Annotated in this window: 16 protein-coding genes and 1 pseudogene; 13 read left to right on the top strand and 4 right to left on the bottom strand. The window is 72.5% G+C overall.

Going from position 1 to position 21,554, the window contains the following annotated elements:
- The first annotated feature begins 28 nt into the window (after positions 1-28).
- Complete coding sequence (locus FFT21_RS21845) at positions 29-913, top strand: RluA family pseudouridine synthase (protein WP_137815839.1); 885 nt, start codon at positions 29-31, stop codon at positions 911-913.
- 7 nt (positions 914-920) lie between these two features.
- Here FFT21_RS21845 and FFT21_RS21840 read toward each other — a convergent pair whose 3' ends face one another.
- Complete coding sequence (locus FFT21_RS21840) at positions 921-2,237, bottom strand: Lrp/AsnC family transcriptional regulator (protein WP_137815792.1); 1,317 nt, start codon at positions 2,235-2,237, stop codon at positions 921-923.
- Between the two features lie 356 nt (positions 2,238-2,593).
- On the opposite strand from FFT21_RS21840, the gene FFT21_RS21835 reads away from it, so the two are divergent.
- The 7 genes from FFT21_RS21835 (at position 2,594) to FFT21_RS21810 (ending at position 8,735) form a co-directional block, all read left to right on the top strand.
- Positions 2,594-3,826, top strand: a complete 1,233-nt coding sequence (locus FFT21_RS21835; protein ID WP_137815791.1) for a cytochrome P450 family protein — start codon at positions 2,594-2,596, stop codon at positions 3,824-3,826.
- 62 nt (positions 3,827-3,888) lie between these two features.
- Positions 3,889-5,169, top strand: coding sequence for an adenosylmethionine--8-amino-7-oxononanoate transaminase (locus tag FFT21_RS21830; RefSeq protein WP_225978630.1), 1,281 nt, complete (start codon positions 3,889-3,891; stop codon positions 5,167-5,169).
- Between the two features lie 184 nt (positions 5,170-5,353).
- On the top strand, positions 5,354-5,476 hold the full coding sequence (locus FFT21_RS30370; RefSeq protein WP_264081664.1) for a hypothetical protein: 123 nt from the start codon (positions 5,354-5,356) through the stop codon (positions 5,474-5,476).
- A gap of 352 nt (positions 5,477-5,828) precedes the next feature.
- Positions 5,829-6,548: a dethiobiotin synthase gene (bioD, locus tag FFT21_RS21825; protein ID WP_137815789.1), complete on the top strand. Its 720-nt coding sequence runs from the start codon at positions 5,829-5,831 to the stop codon at positions 6,546-6,548.
- Positions 6,549-6,779: 231 nt separating this feature from the next.
- Positions 6,780-7,775: a biotin synthase BioB gene (bioB, locus tag FFT21_RS21820; protein ID WP_371856849.1), complete on the top strand. Its 996-nt coding sequence runs from the start codon at positions 6,780-6,782 to the stop codon at positions 7,773-7,775.
- A 96-nt stretch (positions 7,776-7,871) separates the two neighbouring features.
- The gene (bsaP, locus tag FFT21_RS21815; protein WP_137815787.1) at positions 7,872-8,075 is read left to right on the top strand and encodes a biotin synthase auxiliary protein BsaP; all 204 of its coding nucleotides are present in this window, start codon (positions 7,872-7,874) and stop codon (positions 8,073-8,075) included.
- 54 nt (positions 8,076-8,129) lie between these two features.
- Positions 8,130-8,735, top strand: a complete 606-nt coding sequence (locus FFT21_RS21810; RefSeq protein ID WP_225978629.1) for a DUF2567 domain-containing protein — start codon at positions 8,130-8,132, stop codon at positions 8,733-8,735.
- On the opposite strand, the gene FFT21_RS21805 is transcribed toward FFT21_RS21810, so the two are convergent.
- On the bottom strand, positions 8,732-9,412 hold the full coding sequence (locus FFT21_RS21805; RefSeq protein ID WP_137815786.1) for an LON peptidase substrate-binding domain-containing protein: 681 nt from the start codon (positions 9,410-9,412) through the stop codon (positions 8,732-8,734). The two genes, FFT21_RS21810 and FFT21_RS21805, sit on opposite strands and share 4 nt — an antisense overlap.
- Before the next feature lie 52 nt (positions 9,413-9,464).
- Complete coding sequence (locus tag FFT21_RS21800; protein WP_137815785.1) at positions 9,465-10,163, bottom strand: NUDIX hydrolase; 699 nt, start codon at positions 10,161-10,163, stop codon at positions 9,465-9,467.
- A 254-nt stretch (positions 10,164-10,417) separates the two neighbouring features.
- Here FFT21_RS21800 and nadA point away from each other — a divergent pair, with 254 nt between their 5' ends.
- The 3 genes from nadA to nadC are packed head-to-tail and all read left to right on the top strand — an operon-like array spanning position 10,418 to position 13,886.
- Positions 10,418-11,425: a quinolinate synthase NadA gene (nadA, locus tag FFT21_RS21795; RefSeq protein ID WP_137815784.1), complete on the top strand. Its 1,008-nt coding sequence runs from the start codon at positions 10,418-10,420 to the stop codon at positions 11,423-11,425.
- Positions 11,422-13,035: an L-aspartate oxidase gene (locus FFT21_RS21790; RefSeq protein ID WP_137815783.1), complete on the top strand. Its 1,614-nt coding sequence runs from the start codon at positions 11,422-11,424 to the stop codon at positions 13,033-13,035. The genes nadA and FFT21_RS21790 overlap by 4 nt, the downstream gene beginning before the upstream one ends.
- On the top strand, positions 13,035-13,886 hold the full coding sequence (gene nadC / locus FFT21_RS21785) for a carboxylating nicotinate-nucleotide diphosphorylase (protein WP_137815782.1): 852 nt from the start codon (positions 13,035-13,037) through the stop codon (positions 13,884-13,886). Before FFT21_RS21790 ends, nadC begins: the two co-directional genes overlap by 1 nt.
- A gap of 7 nt (positions 13,887-13,893) precedes the next feature.
- Here the strand turns inward: nadC and FFT21_RS21780 are convergent, their stop codons facing one another.
- Entirely contained in the window at positions 13,894-14,589 is a 696-nt protein-coding gene (locus tag FFT21_RS21780) for an SGNH/GDSL hydrolase family protein (protein ID WP_137815781.1), read from the bottom strand.
- A gap of 833 nt (positions 14,590-15,422) precedes the next feature.
- Here FFT21_RS21780 and FFT21_RS30565 point away from each other — a divergent pair.
- Positions 15,423-17,384: pseudogene (locus FFT21_RS30565) on the top strand (PA14 domain-containing protein); the annotation flags it as partial.
- 1,234 nt (positions 17,385-18,618) lie between these two features.
- Positions 18,619-21,399 (top strand): PA14 domain-containing protein, encoded by a 2,781-nt coding sequence (locus tag FFT21_RS29915; RefSeq protein ID WP_264081663.1) that lies wholly within the window; start codon positions 18,619-18,621, stop codon positions 21,397-21,399.
- Positions 21,400-21,554 lie beyond the last annotated feature (155 nt).

The raw sequence follows: 21,554 nt of genomic DNA, 5'->3' as shown, positions 1-21,554 counted from the left end.
ACTGCCCGTGCCCGAGGGCCTGGACGGCATGCGGGTGGACGCCGGGCTCGCCAAGCTGCTCGGCCTCTCCCGCACCACCGCGGCCGACCTGGCCGAGGCCGGCGACGTGCTGCTGGACGGGCGGCCGGCGGGCAAGTCGGACCGGCTGGTCGCCGGCCGGCTGCTGGAGGTGACCCTGCCCGAACCGGAGAACCCGGTGCGGGTGCAGGCCATCCCGGTGCCCGGCCTGGTGGTGCTGCACGAGGACGACGACATCGTCGTGGTGGACAAGCCGGTCGGCGTCGCTGTGCACCCGACCCCGGGCTGGACCGGCCCCACGGTGGTCGGCGGGCTCGCCGCGGCCGGTATCCGGATCGCCACCTCCGGCGCGGCCGAGCGGCAGGGCGTGGTGCACCGGCTGGACGTGGGCACCACCGGAGTCATGGTGGTGGCCAAGAGCGAGCACGCGTACTCGGCGCTCAAGCGGGCGTTCAAGGAACGCACCGTGGACAAGATCTACCACGCGCTGGTGCAGGGCCACCCGGACCCGAGCAAGGGAACCATCGACGCGCCCATCGACCGGCATCCCAAGTACGACTACAAGTTCGCGGTGGTCGCCGGGGGCCGGCCGAGCGTCACGCACTACGAGACGATCGAGGCGTTCCGGGCCGCGTCGCTGGTCGAGGTGCACCTGGAGACCGGTCGCACGCACCAGATCCGGGTGCATTTCGCCGCGCTGCGACATCCCTGCGTCGGCGACATCACCTACGGCGCGGACCCGGTGCTGGCCAGGAAGCTCGGCGTGACCCGCCAGTGGCTGCACGCCAGGACGCTGGGCTTCCGGCATCCCGCGGACGGCCGGTGGGTGGAGTTCACCAGCAGCTACCCCGACGACCTCGCGCGGGGCCTGGAACTGCTGCGCGCCGAGGCGTGACGCGCGGTCACTCCACCACGGTCCAGGTCAGCGAGTGCGCCTGGTCGTCCGGCCGCGGGCTCCACCGCACCGCGATGGTGTTGGCCGCCTCCGGCACCACGTAGACGGTGTGGCCCCCGGTGGTTTCGCCGGGTTGCACGCCGATCCGGTGCGGGGGCCGGGAGGACAGCGTCACCGGCGCCTTGGCCACGGTCCGCCCGTCCGTGGTGATCAGCACCAGGTAGAGGTCGGGCAGGGTGGTGAACGGCACGCGGCCCCGGTTGGTCAGTTCGGTGTGCACCACCACGGCGCGCTCGCCGTCCTGCAGCCGGTAGCCGGCCGCGGTGAACAGCACGTCGGCCGGGTCGACGACCTCGACCAGCCGGATGGACAGCCGCTCGCCGGCCAGCCCCTCGGTCTCCAGCGTCTCGCCCACGGTGCCGGTGCGGCGGGGAATCTGGCCCGGGGTGGACGGCTGGCCGGGGTCGCTCGTGGCGCCGGACTCGGCGGGCGCGGCTGCCTTTTCGCCCTGGTTCGGGCGGGCCGGCGAGTCCCCGGCCGCCACGGCGCCGTTGGGCTGCCGGTCGCCCCTGGCCCAGGACGAGGTCTGCGGCGGCCCCCACACGCTCATCGCGTCCACCTCCGAGGGCTGTGCCTCGATCACCGGCTGCCCTCCGCTGTCCGGACCGGTCGGCGTCGTGGCCTGGACTCCGCCGCCGCCCACGGTGCTCGATGCCGGCGCCGCGCCGGGAGCCGCCGCGGGCAGGGGGCCGCTCGTCGGCGCGGGGTTCGCGGCCGGTCCGCCGCCGGAACCGGCCTGCGCCGGGGCGGGGATCGGGCCGCTGGTCGGCGCGTTCGGCGTGGGGGCCGGGAAGGGGTCGCTGGTGGGCGCGTTCGGCGCGGGTGCCGGAAGCGGCCCGCTGCCCGGATGCGGACCGCCCGGGGCCTGGCCGGCGACCGGCGGGGCCGGCATGGGATGGCCCTGCGGAACCGGCTGCGCCACGCCCGGCACCGGGTACGGGCCGGACTGCGCCACGGGGTAGGGGTTGTGCGGCGTGGCGGGCACCGGAAACGCTCCCGACGGCGCGGCGTACGGGTTCGGGCCGTAGCCGGGATGCGCCGGGTGGCCGCCCCACCCGACGGCGGCCAGCGCGGCGCGGATGCCGTTGGGGTCGCACTCGGCGCCGACCAGCAGGGGTAGACCGGTCGCGGACAGCGAAACCAGCCGGACCGCCACCTCGCGCGGGTCCATGCCCATGCGGGCGGCGATGTCGTGCACGGCCGCCCGGCCCAACTCGGCCAGCACGGCGAGCAGGCGGGCGTCAACGGGATCCGGTGCGGACACGTCAGGCACGCTACCTTCCCCGGCCACACCGGGATTTCCCCGGTGCGGCGCCCACCACGGGTCCGGCCCGGCGGCCGCCGCGCCACCGCGCCCGGCGCGGATCCGCATCCCGCCCCCGTGATTCGTCGGCCGCAGCAGTTCGGCGGCCAGCTCGTGTGCCGCAGCCGACCGGATCGTCGGAACGCTGCCCGACGCGCTGGGCATCCTCACCGCGGGGTGACGCCGAACCAGTTAGGCCAAACGAGTGATGTGATGGTGAGTGGGGACACGCGAGGTCTCCACCGCGTTGTAGTGAACAGGGTTTAGCGCAACGCATTCGCCGCGGCCCCCGGCGGGCCAGCGAGGAGGTCTTCGCCATGCAGGGCACCGACACCGCACCCATCGAGCTGTTCGACCCGGACTTCGTGCGCGATCCGCATCCGATCCTCGCGCGACTACGGAACGAGCAGCCGGTCCGCGAGGTCCTGCTGCCCCGCGGCCTGAAGGTGTGGCTGGTGACCCGGTACGAGGACGTGCGCGCGGTGCTCGCCGCTCCCAGCGTGAGCAAGAACGTGCGCGTCGCGCAGGAGCTGTTCGAGCGGCACAACACCAATCCCGAGGCGCGCCGGATGTTCTCCGACGCGCTGTCCGCGCACATGCTGAACAGCGACCCGCCGGACCACACCCGGCTGCGCCGGCTGGTCGGCAAGGCGTTCACCGCGCGCCGGATCGAGGAGCTGCGGCCCCGGATCGAGGAGATCACCGAGGGCCTGCTCGGCGCGATGGCCGGCAAGGACGAGGTGGACCTGCTGGACGCGTTCGCGTTCCCGCTGCCGATCACGGTGATCTGCGAGCTGCTCGGCGTCCCCCAGGAGGACCGCGACGACTTCCGTACCTGGTCCAACACGCTGCTGTCCGGCTCGCGGGACATCGAAATGGTCAGCGGCGCGGCCACCGCGATGGCCGAGTACCTGACCAAGCTGATCGCGGACAAGCGGGCCAACCCCGGCGACGACATGGTCACCGCGCTGGTGCAGGCGCGCGACGAGGGCGACCGGCTGGACGAGAACGAGCTGGTGGCCATGCTGTTCCTGCTGCTCGTCGCCGGCCACGAGACCACCGTCAACCTGATCGGCAACGGCGTGCTCGCGCTGCTGCGGCACCCGGACCAGCTCGCCGCGCTGCGCGCCGACCCGTCGCTGCTGCACGGCGCGATCGAGGAGTTCCTGCGCTACGACGGGCCGGTGCAGCTCGCCACGTTCCGGTTCACCACCCAGCCGCTCGCCGTGGGCGGCACGGTGATCCCGGAAGGCGAGTTCCTGCTGGTGTCGCTGTCCTCGGCGAACCGGGACCCAGAGAAGTTCGCCGAGCCGGACCGGTTGGACGTCACCCGGCCCAGCGGCGGGCACGTCGCGTTCGGGCACGGCATCCACTACTGCCTCGGCGCCCCGCTGGCCCGGCTGGAGGGTGAGATCGCGATCGGCCGGCTGCTGAGCCGGTTCCCCGAGCTGCGGCTGGCCGCCGAGCCGGAGGAGCTGACCTGGCGGGTGAGCACCATCATCCGCGGTCTGGAGACCCTGCCCATCTCCCCGGGACGCCCAGCCGCCTGACGGGACGGCCAGCGGCGGGATGCCCGGCCGCCGGCCGGTTCTCGCTGGCTACAGTGCCCGGCGTGCACCCCGAGGAGCTTCTGGCGCGGGACCGCGCCCACGTGTGGCACCCGTACGGGCCCATGCCGGGCACCGTCGATCCGCTGGTGGTGGCCTCCGCCGAGGGCGTCCGGCTGCGGCTGGTCGACGGCACCGAGCTGGTCGACGGCATGTCCTCGTGGTGGGCGGCGATCCACGGCTACCGCCACCCGGTGCTGGACGCCGCCGTGCGCGACCAGCTTGACCGGATGAGCCACGTGATGTTCGGCGGGCTCACCCACGAGCCGGCGGTGCGCCTGGCGTCCACCCTGGTGGAGATCACCCCGGCCGCGCTGCGGCACGTGTTCCTGTGCGACTCCGGGTCGGTGTCGGTCGAGGTCGCGGCGAAGATGTGCCTGCAGTACTGGCGCTCGCTGGGACGGCCGGAGAAGCGGCGGCTCGCCACCTGGCGCGGCGGCTACCACGGGGACACGTTCCATCCGATGAGCGTGTGCGACCCCGAGGGCGGCATGCACAGCCTGTGGCGCGGGGTACTGCCGGAGCAGGTGTTCGCCGACGCGCCCCCGGCGGGGTTCCACGCCGGCGTGGACGCGCGGTACGTGGCGCACCTCACCGAGCTGGTCGAGCGGCACGCCGGCGAGCTGGCCGCGGTGATCGTGGAGCCGGTGGTCCAGGGTGCCGGCGGGATGCGCTTCCATGACCCCGGCTACCTGCGCGTGCTACGCGAGCTGACCGAGGCCCACGACGTGCTGCTGGTGTTCGACGAGATCGCCACCGGGTTCGGCCGCAGCGGCGCGCTGTTCGCCGCCGACCACGCCGGGGTCAGCCCGGACGTGATGTGCCTGGGCAAGGCGCTCACCGGCGGCTACCTGACGATGGCCGCCGCGCTGTGCACCGCGCGGGTGGCCGAGGGGATCTCCCGCGGCGAGGTGCCGGTGCTGGCGCACGGGCCGACGTTCATGGGCAACCCGCTGGCCAGCGCGGTGGCCAACGCGTCCATCGAGCTGCTGCTCGGCCAGGACTGGGCGGGCGAGGTCAAGCGGATCGAGGCCGGCCTGCGTGCCGGGCTGGCTGCCGCGGCCGAACTGCCCGGCGTCGTCGATGTGCGGGTGCTCGGCGCGATCGGCGTCGTCCAGCTCGACCACCCGGTGGACATGGCGGCGGCCACCGCGGCGGCGGTGGACGCGGGCGTGTGGCTGCGCCCGTTCCGCGACCTGATCTACACCATGCCGCCGTACATCAGCTCCGACGAGGACGTCGCCGCGATCACCCGTGCGGTGCTCGCCGCCGCGGCCGCCGGCTGACGCCCGGCCCCGGTGACCGTCAGGACTCGTTGTCAGCCCATGTCAGGCCGTACCGAACAGCGGATCTGACACGCAGTGTCGAGGTGCACCGGCGATCACGTCCGGTGTGCCACCGCACCGCGATGGTGCGGCGCGACACGGTTGAAGACGAGGAGCGAATCTGTTGTTCGACATGATTCGGACGATGCGCCGTGGGGCCGCGAAGTTCGGCGTGACCGCCCTGGCCGCCCTGGGCCTTGCCGGGGGCATGCTGGCGGTGACCGCCGGCACCGCCTCGGCGCCCGCGCCGGCACCCCGGCGGCGCTGACGAGCGACGCCGTCGCCGCCACGGCCCCGGCGACCGCCGCGAGCATCCGGCCCGACGTCTTCGGCGTGACCAGCGGCGCCGTCGCGCACCGGACGCGGGTGCGGCATCGCCGGCCGGGTCGGGGACGGGCGCCGGATCAGCAATGGGCTCGGCATCGGGAATGGGTGCCGGGTCGGGGACGGGTGCGGGCTCGGCGGCGGCCCGCTCCCATCGGGACCGCCACTGGGCCTCGTCGCCGCCGCAGACGCGGACGAACTCCCGAGTGCGCCATCCCGGCCGCCGCTGCTTGCCGAGCGCCGGTATCCGGGCCGCCGCGGACCGGCGCGCCGCCGGGTCGTAGCCTGAGGCATTTGTGAGCGTTCTGGTGATCACGGGTACGGGGACCGGCGTGGGGAAGACCGTGGTCACCGCCGCGGTGGCCGCCCTCGCCGTTGCCGAGGACCGGCGGGTGGCGGTGCTCAAACCCGCGCAGACCGGAGTCGCGCCGGGCGAGCCCGGGGACGTCGACGACGTGGCCCGGCTGGCCGGCAAGATCACCGGCAGGGAACTGCGCCGGTACCCGGATCCGCTGGCGCCGGAGGTCGCCGCGCGCCGGTCCGGGCAGCCGCCGGTGACGCCGGCCGACGTGGCCGCCGCCGCCGCGGAACTGGACGAGGATCACGACCTCGTGCTGGTCGAGGGTGCCGGCGGCCTGCTGGTCCGGTTCGACCCGGACGGCGGCACCCTGGCTGACGCGGCCTGGGCGCTGGGCGCGCCGGTGCTGGTGGTCGCCGAGGCCGGTCTCGGCACGCTCAACGCCACCGCGCTGACCGCGGAGGCGCTGCTGCGCCGCGGCATCGAGTGCATGGGCGTGGTGGTCGGCGCCTGGCCGGCCGACCCCGACCTCGCCGCCCGGTGCAACCTGGCGGACCTGCCCGTGGCCGCGGGCGCGCCGCTGCTCGGCGTGCTGCCGGCGGGGCTGGGCGGGCTCGCCCCGGCGGACTTCCGCACCACCGTGCGCGGCCGGCTGTCGCCGTGGTTCGGCGGCACCTTCGATTCCGAGGATTTCGCGAGCGAGGTATGCCGACAATGACCAGCGGCGTGCCGAACACGACCGGCGCGGGATCGCGGCGACGTGACGCAGGTCGCCGCGATCACGGCGCACGGTGAGGCACACTGCAGCGGACCCACACCGCAGGACCGGTGACGGGCGCTCCGGCGATGCGATCGCGGGGCGCGCGAAGCCGCGGAAGGAGAGGCAGTGACCGCAGCCACGGAGCGGACCAGCGACGGCGCACGTCCCGCCACCCCGGCCCACCCCGACATCCTGGCCGTGGCGCGGGATCAGGTGCTCGAGCGGGGGCAGGGGCTTTCCGAGCAGCAGGTGCTGGAGGTACTGCGGCTCGGCGACGACCGGCTGGAGGAACTGCTGGGGCTGGCGCACGAGGTACGCATGCGCTGGTGCGGTCCCGAGGTGGAGGTCGAGGGCATCGTCAGCGTCAAAACCGGCGGCTGCCCGGAGGACTGCCACTTCTGCTCGCAGTCCGGCCGGTTCCCCACCCCGGTCCGGTCGGCCTGGCTGGATATCCCCGGCCTGGTCGAGGCGGCCAGGCAGACGGCGGCCACCGGGGCCACCGAGTTCTGCATCGTGGCCGCGGTGCGTGGCCCGGACGCACGGCTGCTGTCCCAGGTCCGGGCGGGCATCGAGGCGATCAGGGCGGAGCCGGAGACCCGGGACATCAACATCGCCTGCTCGCTGGGCATGCTGACCCAGGAGCAGGTGGACGAGCTGGCCGAGATGGGCGTGCACCGCTACAACCACAACCTGGAGACGGCTCGCTCACACTTCCCCTTGGTGGTCACCACGCACACCTGGGAGGAGCGCTGGAACACGCTGCGGATGGTGCGGGACGCCGGCATGGAGGTGTGCTGCGGCGGCATCATCGGCATGGGCGAGTCGCTGGAGCAGCGCGCCGAGTTCGCCGCCCAGCTCGCCGCGCTGGAGCCGGACGAGGTGCCGCTGAACTTCCTCATCCCGCAGCCGGGCACCCCGTACGCCGACTACGACGTCGTCGAGGGACCGGACGCGCTGCGGGTGGTGGGCGCGTTCCGGCTGGCGCTGCCCCGGACCATCCTGCGCTTCGCCGGCGGCCGCGAGCTGACCCTCGGCGACCTGGGCGCCAAGCAGGGCATGGTGGGCGGCATCAACGCCATCATCGTCGGCAACTACCTGACCAACCTCGGCCGGCCGGCCCAGCAGGACCTGGACATGCTGGACGAGCTGAAGATGCCGATCAAGGCGCTGAACGAGACGCTGTGAGCGCCATTGGCCGGCGGATCGCACGGGGTCGCTGAAGGACACGCGGACTTCTGAATACGTCACTGTGACGCGGAGCGGGAAGGACAACTGGGTGCGGTGAGCGAGACCTTCTGCGCGTGGTGCGGAAAGCCCGTCGACGAGGGTGACCACGCCGCGTGCCGGCGGCGGTTGGCCACGATCGACCCACCGCGGTTCTGCCCGGTCTGCGCCCGCCGGATGGTCGTGCAGGTGACTCCGTCCGGCTGGACCGCGCGGTGCAGCCGGCACGGTGAGTCCACCTCGGCGCAGCCGACCGGCTAGGGTCGCGACTGTGGCCTGCCCCGGCCACCGTCTCGTCGTGGAGGAGGTCCGCAGGTGGCCGAGCAGCCGGTGTGGAACCGCGGCGAGCCGGCCCTGCCGACCGGCCTGTCCGATCCCGCCCACCCGATGGTCATTCCCTGGCCGCGCCGCCGGCCGGCGGTGGTGGTACGCGCCGACCTGCGCTTCGGACTCGGCGTGTTCGTGGTGGTGGCGCTGCTCGGCGTGCCGATCGGCCTGCTGTGGTCCCGGCTCGCGCCGCCGCAGCGGATGGCGGTGCTGCCCAGTGGCAGCCTCGTCCCGGAGAACTCGGAGAGCTACCACCGCTTCGACGACCTCGCGCTGTTCGGCCTGATCGGGTTGGCCGCTGGGCTGGTCGTCGCGGTCGCGCTGTGGCTGCTGCGGCGGCGGCGCGGCCCGGTGGCGCTCGTCGCCGCGGTGGCCGGATCGGCGCTGGGCGCGTGGCTGGCCATGCGCACCGGGCTGTTCTTCGCCGGCCACCTCTACCCGCCGGGTGCGCTGCCGCCGGTCGGGGGCACCGTGCTGCGCGCGCCGCAGCTGAACAGCGGTTGGGGTGTGCTGGCCCAGCCGCTGGCGGCCGCGTTCGTCTATGGCACCCTGGTCGCCTGGAACGGCGCGGACGATCTCGGCCGGCCCGGCTAGTTGGTGCTGGGCGGCTGGCCGAGGTCGGCGAGTGGCGCGGGGACGGCGCCCAGCGACCGCAGGATCTCGGTTTCCCGGCCGAGGATCTGCCGCACCAGGCGCAGCCGCCGGACCGGGCAGGTCTCCTCCAGCAGCAGTTGCCGGTCCTCCAGCGCGAGCAGGCAGTCGGCGGCGATGACGTGCGCCAGCGTGGCCGGGTCCGCGTCGGCGGCGGGCTTCACCCACTCCGCGCGCTGCATCGCCGCGCTGCGGTAACGGGCGTGTGCCGCGCGCGCCGCGTCGGCCAGCAGCGGAGCGGACAGCGCCGCCTCGGTCGGCGGCTCGGTGTCCGGCACCCACTCGATCGTCGCGAACAGGTACGGCGCGCTGGTGCTGTCCAGTTCCAGCAGCCGGAACCGGCGGTCGCCGCGGGCGAGCAGGTCGAACCGCCCGTCCGGCAGCCGCTTCACCTGTTCCAGCACCGCCGAGCAGCCGATCTCGTGGAGCTGGCCGCGGTCCAGCACGTCGGTCTCCCAGCCCTGCCGGATCGCGGTGACGCCGAAGCAGCGGTCCGGCAGTGTCTCGGTGACCAGGTCCACGGTGAGCTGCCGGTAGCGGGGTTCGAAGATGTGCAGCGGCAGCGACGCGCCCGGCAGCAGCACCGCGCTGAGCGGGAACAGCGGCAGCGTCTCGGCCATTCGTCCACGCTACGATGCCGACTTTGCCAGTGCCGAGTCACCTCCGCCGGAGCTACCCGCGGGGCGGCCGGAGCACGGCGAACGGGTCGGTGACCCGCATGCCGTGCCCGGTGAACCGGAACAGCGCCGCCGGCCGGCCGCCGGAGGGACCGGGTGGCGCGGTGCGCCCGGTGGCCTCCAGCAGGCCACGCCGGGACAGCACGCGTTGCAGGTTGGTGGCGGACACCCGGTAGCCCAGCGCCGCCGAGTACAGCTCGCGCAGCGCGGAGATGGTGAACTCCTTCGGCGCGAGGGCGAAGCCGAGGTTGGTGTAGGACAGCTTGGCGCGCAGCCGGTTGCGCGCACGCAGCACGATCGCGCCGTGGTCGAAGGCGGTTTCCGGCAGGTCGTCCACGGCGAACCAGCGGGTGTCCTCCGGCACCTCGGGGTCGATGTCGCACGGCACCAGGCCGAGAAACGCGGTGGCCACCACCCGCGGTGGTCCCGGCACCCGGTCCGGCGCGCTGAACACGGCGAGCTGCTCGACGTGCGCGAGCTGCCGCACGTCGACCTTCTCCGCGAGCTGCCGGCGGATCGAGGCCTCCACGTCCTCGTGGTCGCCGAGCCGGCCGCCGGGCAGCGACCAGCGGCCCGCGTGCGGTTCCCTGGCCCGCTGCCAGAGCATCGCCCGCAGTGATCTGGCCCGCACCTGGAGCACCGCGGCGAGGACCTCGTGTGCGGCGACCCCCGGTCGGCTGGTAGCATCGGCCATGTTTTCGATCCTAAGACGAAAACTTCGACCGCGACATCCGGCCGGTGAAACCTCCGTGACGGATCGGTGACCTCACCGGCGAGCAGCGCGACGCGGCCCGAGGGGCGAGGAGGTCCCGTGCGTTCGTCGATGCGCGGCACCCGAGGTGAGCAGGGCGCACGCCCCGCCGTGAGGCCCGCGACCGGGGTGGCGGGGCAGCGCCCTGCCGACACGGTCGCGGTCGCGCGCGAGGCCGCGGAAGGCAAGGAGGGGTGATGACCGCTACCGCGTCCGTGGAGCGGACCACGCACGAGGTCGTGCCGGACGCCGCATGGCGGGACGAGGTGCGACGCCTCGCCGAGCAGCGCAACGCGGTGATCCTGGCGCACAACTACCAGGTGCCGGAGATCCAGGACGTCGCCGACCACACCGGTGACTCGCTGGCGCTGAGCCGGATCGCGGCGGAGAGCGACGCGTCCACCATCGTGTTCTGCGGCGTGCACTTCATGGCCGAGACGGCCAAGATCCTCAGCCCGCACAAGACGGTGCTCATCCCGGATGCTCGCGCCGGCTGCTCGCTGGCCGACTCGATCGACGCCGAGCAACTGCGCGCCTGGAAGGCCGAGCACCCCGGTGCCGTGGTCGTCTCCTACGTCAACACCACCGCCGAGGTGAAGGCGGAGACCGACATCTGCTGCACCTCGTCCAACGCGGTGGACGTGGTCCGGGCCATCCCGGCGGAGCAGGAGATCCTGTTCTGCCCCGACCAGTTCCTCGGCGCGCACGTTCGGCGCGAGACCGGGCGGGAGAACCTGCACGTCTGGGCCGGCGAGTGCCACGTGCACGCCGGCATCAACGGGCCGGAGCTGGCCGAGCGGGCCGCCGCGAATCCGGACGCCGACCTGTTCATCCACCCGGAGTGCGGGTGCGCCACCTCCGCGCTGTACCTGGCCGGCGAGGGCACCGTGCCGGCCGAGCGGGTGAAGATCCTCTCTACCGGCGGGATGCTCACCGCGGCGCGGGCCACCCGGGCGCGCAGCGTGCTGGTCGCCACCGAGGTCGGCATGCTGCACCAGCTTCGCAAGGCCGCCCCGGACGTGGACTTCCGCGCGGTGAACGACCGCGCCTCCTGCCGCTTCATGAAGATGATCACGCCCGGCGCGCTGCTGCGCTCGCTGCGCGAGGGCGTCGACGAGGTGCACGTCGACCCGGAGATCGCCGAGCGGGCGCGCGGCGCGGTGCGGCGCATGATCGAGATCGGCAATCCGGGTGGTGGGGAGTGACCGCCTGGGAGGCCGCGGCGGACGTGGTGGTGGTCGGCACCGGCGTGGCCGGGCTGACCGCGGCGCTGGAGGCCCGCGCCCTCGGCCTGCGCGTGCTGGTGGTGACCAAGGTGACCGCCGAGGACGGCAACACCCGGTGGGCGCAGGGCGGGGTGGCCGTGGTGCTGCCCGGCGAGCACGACCCCGGCGACTCCGTACACCGGCACGCCGCGGACACCGTGGCCGCCGGCGCCGGCCTGTGCGAGGCGGACGCCGTCGCGGCGATCATCGCCGACGGCCCGGCCGCGGTGACCCGGCTGCGCGAGCGCGGCGCGGTGTTCGACGCCGCCGAGGGCGGCCGGCTGGCCCGCACCCGGGAGGGCGGGCACAGCGCGTTCCGCGTGGTGCACGCCGGCGGCGACGCCACCGGCGCGGAGGTGGAACGCGCCCTGCTCACCGCCGCCCGGGACGGCCGCGTCCCGGTGCTGGAGGGCCACATCGCGGTGCGGGCGCTGCACGCGCGCTCCGGCGCGGTGGCCGGACTGCTGGTGCTGGACGCGCACGGGGTGCCCGGCGTGCTGCGCGCGCCAGCGGTGCTGCTGGCCACCGGCGGGCTCGGCCAGCTCTACGCGGCCACCACCAACCCCGAGGTGGCCACCGCGGACGGCCTGGCGATCGCGCTGCGCGCCGGCGCGGCCGTGGCCGACGTGGAGTTCGTCCAGTTCCACCCGACCGTGCTCTACACCGGGCGGGACGCGCGGGGGCGGTGCCCGCTGGTCACCGAGGCGGTGCGCGGTGAGGGCGCGGTGCTCGTCGACGCGGCCGGGAACCGGGTGATGGCTGGCGTGCACCCGCTGGCCGACCTGGCCCCGCGGGACGTGGTGGCCGCCGCGATCACCCGGCGGGTGGCCGAGACCGGCACCGACCACGTCTACCTGGACGCCACCCACCTCGGCGGCGACGCGTTCCGCCGCCGCTTTCCCACCGTGCACGCCGCCTGCGTGGCGGCCGGCGTCGACCCGGCGACCGAGCCGATCCCGGTGGCCCCGGCCGCGCACTTCGCCTGCGGCGGCGTGATGTCCACCGTGGACGGTCGAACGTGGGTGACGGGGCTGTACGCGGCCGGCGAGGTGGCGCGCAGCGGGCTGCACGGGGCGAACCGGCTGGCATCGAACAGCCTGCTGGAGGGCCTGGTGATGGGGGCGCGGGCGGCTCGCGCGGTGGCCGGGGACCTGGCCGCCGGGCTGCTCGCCGACCCGCGTCACGCCGAGCCGGCCGAACTGCCGGCCGCCGCGGTGCCGGACCGGGACGTGCTGCAGCGCACCATGACCCGGTACGCCGGCATCGGTCGGGACGCCACCGGGCTGGCCGCCGCGCTGTCCACACTGGACGCCTGCGCGGTGCACCGTCCACTGCGGACCCGCCAGTCGGTGGAGGACGCCGCGCTCGGCCTGGCCGCGCACGCGCTGCTCACCGCGGCCACCGAGCGCACCGAGTCGCGTGGCTGCCACGTGCGCACCGACCACCCGGACACCGACGACATCTCGTGGCGGCGCAGCCTGCCGCTGCGCCTGGACGCCTCCGGCCACCTCGACTTCGTGGCGACCCCGACGCTCCGGGGAGTGGCCTGATGGAACTGGCCGCCGACGACGTCAAGCGGGTGGTGACCACCGCGCTGGAGGAGGACCTCCGCTACGGGCCGGACGCCACCACCGAGGCCACCGTGCCGGCCGACGCGGTCGCGCTCGCCGAGATCACCCCGCGCAGGCCGGGTGTGCTGGCCGGTCTGCCGGTGGCCCTGGCCGTGTTCGACGCCGTGCTCGGTGAGTCGGCATACGAGGTGCTGGACAAGCGCGCGGACGGCGACCGGCTGGCCGCCGGCAGGCCCGCGCTGGTGATGCGCGGCCCGGTACGCGGCCTGCTCACCGCCGAGCGCACCGCGCTGAATCTGCTCTGCCACCTGTCCGGCGTGGCCACGGCCACCCGGGCCTGGGTGGACGCGGTCGCCGGCACCGGCTGCGCGATCCGCGACTCCCGCAAGACCCTGCCCGGCCTGCGGTTGCTGCAGAAGTACGCGGTGCGCTGCGGTGGCGGGGTCAACCACCGGATGGGCCTGGGCGACGCGGTGCTCATCAAGGACAACCACGTCATCGCGGCCGGCGGGGTGACCAACGCCCTCGCCGCCGCCCGGGAACGTGCGCCCCACCTGGCCCGGGAGGTCGAGGTGACCACCCTCGACGAGTTGGACGAGGTGCTCGCCGCCGGTGCCGAGGAAGTCCTGCTGGACAACTTCAGCCCGGAGCAGTGCGCCGAGGCGGTGCGCCGCCGCGACGCCGCGGGCGCGGCCACCCGGCTGGAGGCATCCGGCGGCCTCACCCTCGACGTGGCCAGGGCGTACGCGGAAACCGGCGTCGACTACCTCGCCGTCGGCGCGCTCACCCACTCCGCGCCCGCCCTGGACCTCGGCATGGACCTGCGCTGACCGCCGTTCAGCAGCGGTTGATGATGTTCAGCACGGCGGTGTACTCGACCACGTTGCCCGCGTCGGTGGGGTGAATCTGGTCGGTGTTCAGCAGGTGGGTGTAGGTGTCGTCGGCGTAGTGCGGCGGGAAGAACTGCCGCAGGTCGATCCACCCGGCGCTGTACTCCACGGCCAGCTGCTGCATCGCCGCGCCGTACTCATCCCACGAGTGCATCGAAGTGGACTGTCGCGGGTCGAACGGCCAGATCGTCTCGTAGACGATGGTCGAGCGTGGCGAGACCTGCCAGATGTTCTGGGTCAGCGTCTCCAGGTTCGCCTTGTACTGGGCCGGGTCGCGGTCGATGTAGTACTCGTTGCCGCCCAACTCGATGAACACCAGGGAGGGTTGGTCGACGCCGATCCGCCGCACTGCGTCGGTGGTGTCCGGCCAGCGCCCGCCGGGCAGGAAGTCCGACACCATCGCACCGTCGTGCGCGTAGTTGTTGATCCTGGTGTTCGGCATGGCGAGGCGCATCTTGGCGACCCACCCGTTGTGCGGGTCGACCACGCCGTATCCGGTCGCGCCGGAATCGCCGACGATGTCCATTGTGGACTTGCTGGAACACCAGGTGAGCGGCGACGTGGTGGTGGCCGCCGCAGTGGACGTCGCGGTGCTGCCGAGCAGCACGGTGATCGCGGCGGCGAGCGCCGCCAGTGGGGACACCGCCGGGCCGTGTGGGTGAGTGTTCTGCCGCAGTGCGCGACGCTACCGCGCAGGATCGCCATGATGCTCGTCCTTACCTGAGTGTCTACTGAGGACTGATTGCGGAACCGCGGGAGACGTCTCGCCCGCGGGTCCACGGGATCGGTGCCTACGGGCGGCCGGTACCGGTGCCGTGCGGGTGGTCAGGCTCGTGGGCGCACGGCTGGCCGTTCCTCTCTTCCCCTGCCGGTAACGGCGGGGTGCGCGTGTTCGGGACGCGGGTCCCTCGGCCGCTCTTTCGAGCCGGGTCGAAGCGTTACCGCCGTCTCGACCCCGTGGGCGGTGCGCTGGCGAGATCGTGACCGACCAGGGCGCGTTGGTCTCTGTGAACCTGATTACAGCCGAATCGATAGGTTTGTCCCATTGTGGGTTGGAATCGCCCACTGTTGGGCCATTCGGCTGCTTGCCGGTCCTTGACCCTTCCTTGAATCTCTTTGCTCGGTTGTCGGCGTGCGGACCGTCGGGGGACCGCATCGGCTGGTGGAGGTTCGGTGTTGTCTCGCCCTCGGGGCGCACGCCTGCGTGCGCTCGTTCGCTCGTGTGCTCGTACCACGGCCGTGGTCGTCGCCCTGGCGCTGGCCGGATCGTCGGCCGAGGCGGTGGCCGTCCCGGTGCACGCGTCGGCCGCGAAGAGGATCGATCCGCGTGACGTTCCGGTGCTGTCCACGAAGCACGCGCCGCCGCCGGCCGGGGACCCGGCGAAGCCGAAGGGCGACTTCGCGCCGCTGTCCACCCTGTCGGGGCCGGGCGGTACGCACTTCGACCCGGCCCGGTCGAAGCTCATCTCGCGGTCGATGTTCAGCGAGGAGTACGTCAACCCGGACGGGACGCACAGCGTGCGACAGTCGACCGCGCCGCTGAACGTGCGGGACGCTGCGGGCCAGTGGCAGCCGGTGGACACCGGCCTGCAGGTCGACGCGGGTTCGAAGCGCGCGGTGGCGAAGCGTCACGTGCTCAACCCGTCCCTGGCGTCCCGGGCGGACGACCCGGCGCTGGTGTCCGTGGCCACCGACGGCGCGAAGGCGTCGCTGCGGTTCGAGGGTGCGGCACCCAGCCCGGCGAAGGTCAACGGCTCGGCGGTGTCCTACGCCGACGTCGCCCCGGACACCGACCTCGACTACGAGGTGACGTCCTCGCTGCTGAAGGAAACCGTGCTGGTCAAGCGCCCGCCGGCGGCCGGGAAGGCGTCCTGGCGGTTCCACCTGGACGTCGACGGCGTGACGCCGGAACTCGACCAGGCCGGTGAGGTGCTGTTCAAGGACGCCACGGGCGCGGTGCGGATGGCGATCCCGCCGGTCACCACCTGGGACTCCGCCGGCGGTGACAGCAAGCCCCCGGCGATCACGGGTGGCCGCTACCAGCTCGACCGGGCGGCCAGCGGGTGGACGCTGACCGTGTCGGTGGACGAGGCGTGGCTGCACGACCCGAAGCGGGTCTACCCGGTCCACGTCGACCCGACCTGGACCTTCGGCGTCACCGAGTCACACGCCTACAAGTCCGACGGCTACACCTGCGACTACTGCGCGCTGCAGGCCGGCAACAGCCTCTCCGGCCCGAACGGCGGCGACACCTACTGGCGCACGGTGTTCCACTTCGACTACTCGTCGCTGCTGGGCAAGAGCGTGGTCGGCGCGCGGCTGGACTTGCAGCGGGACACGTCCACGCCCGGCTCGGTGCGCACGTGGAACATGGACCTGTACCACGCGGCGGGGTTCGACTTCAACGGCGTCGGCGCCTACCTGGCCAGCGGGCTGATCGGCGACGTCGGCAGCATCTCCGGGTCCGGGCTGACCAACTTCCTCGCCGACCGGGTGAACAACCAGGACACCTCGGTGTTCTTCATGATCGTCGGCGCCGAACTGCCGGCCACCTGGACGTACAAGTACACCACCGCGACCATGGTGGTGGACACGGGTACCGCACCGCCGGCGACCAGCATCGTGGCGCCGGCCGACCAGAGTGTGATCACCTCGCTGACGCCGACGCTGTCGGTGAATTCGGTGACCGACCCGGACGGCGACCCGGTGTCCTACTGCTTCAAGGTGGCCACCGGCACCGACGCGAAGAGCGGCGTCGTGGTGGACTCGGGCTGCCTGTCCAGTCCGACGTGGACGGTGCCGGCCGGCGTGTTGCAGGACGGGACCTCCTACACGTGGCAGGTCTCCACGCTGTCCGGCATCACCATGACCACGCCGACCTGGGTCGGGCACTTCAAGGTGGACCAGCGGATCGGTGCGCACGGACCGTCCCCTGTGGACACCGAGGGGCCGGTGACGGTCAACCTGGCCAACGGCAACGTCTCGGCCAGTGACGCCGGACCGACGTTCACCACGGTCGGCGGCTCGGCCGGGGTGACGTTCTCCTACAACTCGCAGGCCGACGACCCGGCCGGGCTGCGGGCGTCGTACTTCAACGACCTCTCGCACAACGGCAACATCAGCCCCAGCCAGCAGCCGGTGCTGGTGCGCACCGAGCCGCAGGTCAACGTCGACTGGGGCACGGATTCCCCGTTCCCGCCGGTGCTGCCGGCCGACTACTACGTGGTGCGCTGGGAGGGCTACTTCCAGGTCCCGGCCACGGGCACCTACCGGTTCGCCGGGGTGCACTCCGGCGGCGCGGCGATCTGGATCAATGGCAACCAGGTCTACAACGGTCCCGGTCCCAGCGACGTCAGCTACAGCCTCACCTCTGAGGGCGGGCCGGTCACCGAGGTCGCGCTGACCGGAGGCACCCGCGTGCCGATCAAGGTCGAGCTGTACCACTCATCCGGGCCCGGCCGGATGCGGCTGTTCGTGAAGACCTCCGACGGCACCACGGTTCCGTCGCAGCTCGTGCCGGCGTCGTGGCTGTCCACCACCGACCTGCCCGCGCTGTCCAAGGGCTGGACCATGTCCGCGGACCTGGACGGCTCGGGCACCAGCTACACCAAGGCACAGGTCCTCGACCAGTCGATCGTGCTGACCGACGCCACCGGCACCAAGCACACGTGGACGAAGAAGTCCACCGGCGGCTACACCCCGCCGGCCGGCGAGGACGGCGTCCTCGGCCTCGACAGCACGGGCCGGGTCACTCTGCACGAGGGCGCCGACGTGTTCGTGTTCAACGTCGACGGCACGCTGTCCACCCAGTCGTCCAGTGTGGACTCCCGCAAACCCGCGGCGCTGCAGAACATCTACAGCGGCACGCCGCTGCGGCTGACGCAGATCAAGGACCCGGTGTCGGGCCGGGCGCACACGCTGTACTACAACATCGACGGCACCAACTCGTGCTACGGCGGCGCCACCCCGCCGCCGGGCACCGACCCGACGGCGCCGTCGCAGATGCTGTGCCGGATCGCCTACTGGGACGGTTCGGAGACGCGGATCTGGTACTCCGGGCAGACCGTGGCCCGGATCGAGAACCCGGGCGGTGACTCCACCGACTACGGCTACACCAGCACCACCGGCCCGCTGATCGCGGTGCGGTCCTCACTGGTCAACGACTGGATCGCGGCCGACCCGGCCAACCGGGCCAACCGCACCGACATCCTCACCGTGGTCGGCTACGACAACAGCGCCAACCCGAAGCCGAAGGCGACCAGCGTGACCCTGCCCGTGCCGGACGGCAGCACCACCACACCGCGGCCGGCGCACTCCTACCGCTACGACCCGCCCAACCAGCAGTCCTTTGTGGACGTCGCGGGGCTGAGCCCGGCGGTCGGGTTCGCGGAGAAGGTGACCTACGACGACGCCGACCGGACGCTGACCACCACGGACGCCACCGGCAAGACCACCAGCCACACGTGGAACGTCAAGGACCAGCCGCTGACCTCCACCGACACTGCGGGCCGGACGGGTGTCCACCACGGTCTACGACTACGCCGACCGCCCCACCGACGCCTACGGTCCCGCGCCGGCGTCGTGCTTCAACGGCCAACTGCCCACGGCGGCGTGCGCGAACACCGTGCCGCACACCCACACCGCATACGACGAAGGCTTCAACGGGCTGTCGGTGGCCTACTACGACAACATGACGCTCACCGGGGCGCCGAAGGTCTATGTCACGGGCACGGGCACCCCGGATGGCAGCCTGAACACCAACTGGGGCACCAACGCCCCGACCACCGGCATCCCCGCCGACCAATGGTCACTGCGGGCCACCGGGGAGATCACCTTCCCGCAGGCCGGTGACTACACCCTCAAACTGCTCTCCGACGACGGCTCCCGGCTGTGGATCGACGACACGCTCGTGGTCGACAACTGGCGCGACCAGGTCGCTACCTGGGCCCAGGGCGTCTACCACAACGACACCCCGGGGGCGACCAAGCGGATCCGGGTCGACTACTACGACAACACCGTCTACGCCCAACTCGAACTGGACTGGATCCCACCCGGCGGCACCCAACAGGTCATCCCCGGTACGCAGCTACACCCACGCTACGGGCTGACCACCTCCACCACCGCTTCCGAATCGGCTGGCGTCCCCGACAAGACCGCGACAACGAACTACGCCGAGAACGGGATCGACCCCGTCTATGGCCTGGCCACCAGCGCCACCGCCAACCCCGGCGGACTCAACCTCACCGGCCGGGTCGGCTACGAAACGCCCGGCTCCGGCTACCTGCGGCGCACCAGCAAGACCATGCCCACTGGGGCGCAGACCAGCTACGTCTACTACGGCGACACCGAAACCCGCGCCAACCCCTGTGTGACCGGCAGTCCCGCGGTCAACCAGGGCGGGCTGGCCAAGCTGACCACCTCGCCCAACCCGGCCACCGGCGGCCCGCGCACCGACGAGCAGGTCTACGACGCTTCCGGCCGGGTTGTGGCGCAGGCCGTCTCCGGGGACTGGATCTGCACCACCTACGACGCCCGCGACCGGCCCGTCCAGATCACCTACCCGGCCAACGCCACCGCGCCGGCCCGCACGGTCACCCACGATTACGCCGTCGGCGGCGACCCACTGACCAGCTCGGTCAGCGACGCCAACGGCACCGTCACCACGCGGGTCGACCTGCTCGGCCGCACCGTGTCCTCCACCGACGTGCACGGCACCCGCACCGACAGCACGTACGACCAGGCCGGCCGGGTCACCACCGAGGTGATCAACTTCGCGAACCCCGCGGACGGCACGGTCACCCTGGCCTACACCTACGACGACGCCGGTCGCCAGCTCACCGTCCGCGAGAACGCCGACGTGCTGGCCACCAGCACCTACGACGCCGCGGGCGAGCTGGCCTCGGTCGGCTATGCAAACGGCGCCTCGCTGGCCGCGATCGGCAAGGACGACGCCGGCCGCGTCACCTCGCTGACCTGGCAGACCTCCGACGGGCACCAGGTCGTGTCCGCGGTGACTCGGTCCCGGGCCGGCACGATCGTCGACGAGTCCCTGGGCGGGGTGGACCCCAATCCGTCCGGCCCGAACTACGTCTACGACGCCGTCGGCCGGCTCACCGAGGCCTACGTCGCCGGCCATCACCTGACCTACGACTTCACCTCCACCGCATCGGCTGCGTGCCCGACCGGCACCCAGGCCAACGCCGGGGCGAACACCAACCGGATGCGCCTGCTGGACGCCACCGCGTCCGGCACGGCGGAAACCGACTACTGCTACGACGCCGCCGACCGCTTGCTGGCCACCACCGGGGCCACCGCGATCAGCGGGTTCGCCTATGACAGCCACGGCAACACGACGGCCTTCGCGTCCGGCGGGGTGACGACCACGCTGGGCTACGACTCGGCGGACCGCAACCTCTCCGCGGCCACGTCGAGCGGTGATCCCAGCAAGGTCGCCACGATTGCCTACACCCGGGACGCCACGGACCGGATCGTGCGCCGCACCGCCACCGCCGGTGACCCGACCGGCACGGTCCTGTACGGCTACACCGGCAGCGGGGACTCCGCCGACGTCACCTACGACGTCAACAAGCGGCTGACCTCGTTCAGCGTCTCGCTGCCCGGTGGGGTGTTGCTGACCAACCAGAACCCCTCGGCGACCTGGGACTACCCGTCGGTTCGCGGCGATCTGGTGTTGAGCACGGACAACACCGGCAAGCAGTCGGGTGATCTGCGCACCTTCGATCCGTACGGCCAGCCGCTGCGGGCGGACGGGACGGTGGATGCGCAGAACGTGCCGGACAACCAGCCGGGCAAAATGGACTACGGCTGGCTGGGCCAACACCAGCGCCCGTATGAGCACGCCGGTGCCCTCGCCCTGGTTCAGATGGGTGCCCGCCCGTACAGCCCGCTGCTGGGCCGGTTCCTGTCCGTCGACCCCGTCGAAGGCGGCTCCGCCAACGACTACGACTACGTCCACGCCGACCCCATCAACAAACTCGACCTCGATGGCCGCTGCTTCTGGGATCTCTGCATTGCCGAAGGCATTGGCCTGTTTGAAGCGGCCGCCGCGCTGGTGGCGGTTGGCACGGCCATCTGGATGGTGCACCACCCCCCGCACGTATCTTTGCCGTCGTGGAGCGGTCCAGCGCCGACGTATGGCCCTGCGCCGCGGGTGGATAGCGGCCCTGCCCAATCGGGTGTCAAGGGGGCTATGTCAGCCGCTGTATCGCAGGCCAAGCCCGTGAGGGGCAACCATTCGAAAACCTACCCGTCAAAGCGGGCTGCAAAGAGGGCAGCCAAGAGAGCGGCTCGACGTGCCGGCGGGCGTGCCCGTTACCGTGGAACATGCAGTAGCGGAGACCACGTACACTGCGACTACTATCCGGACGCCAGGACTGCTCGGAAAGGCCGTAAGAGGGACAGAATCGGTACAATGCACTATCGGTGGCCCTAGGTAGGACTCGCTAGGTCACCTTTTCATGCGGGAGCGTTATTCAGAGCCCTTACCAGCCAAGTCGGTAGAACTCCAGTGCGGTGACGATTCGGATGACATTCGGAAGCTCGGCGAGGCGCCCTCGAAAGCCGGTGGCAAGTATCTTCCAGTTCTTG

This window comes from Gandjariella thermophila (assembly GCF_005405885.1).
Taxonomy (GTDB): Bacteria; Actinomycetota; Actinomycetes; order Mycobacteriales; family Pseudonocardiaceae; genus Gandjariella; species Gandjariella thermophila.
This window is presented reverse-complemented; position numbering and strand designations above follow the sequence as displayed.

Excerpts from the sequence above, each read along its gene's own strand:
- nadC (WP_137815782.1), top strand. The coding sequence starts at position 13,035 with ATGGAACTGGCCGCCGACGACGTCAAGCGGGTGGTGACCACCGCGCTG.
- FFT21_RS30370 (WP_264081664.1), top strand. The coding sequence starts at position 5,354 with ATGCGCCGTGGGGCCGCGAAGTTCGGCGTGACCGCCCTGGCCGCCCTG.
- FFT21_RS21845 (WP_137815839.1), top strand. The coding sequence starts at position 29 with ATGCGGGTGGACGCCGGGCTCGCCAAGCTGCTCGGCCTCTCCCGCACC.
- FFT21_RS21800 (WP_137815785.1), bottom strand. The coding sequence starts at position 10,163 with ATGGCCGATGCTACCAGCCGACCGGGGGTCGCCGCACACGAGGTCCTC.
- FFT21_RS21805 (WP_137815786.1), bottom strand. The coding sequence starts at position 9,412 with ATGGCCGAGACGCTGCCGCTGTTCCCGCTCAGCGCGGTGCTGCTGCCG.
- nadA (WP_137815784.1), top strand. The coding sequence starts at position 10,418 with ATGACCGCTACCGCGTCCGTGGAGCGGACCACGCACGAGGTCGTGCCG.
- FFT21_RS21835 (WP_137815791.1), top strand. The coding sequence starts at position 2,594 with ATGCAGGGCACCGACACCGCACCCATCGAGCTGTTCGACCCGGACTTC.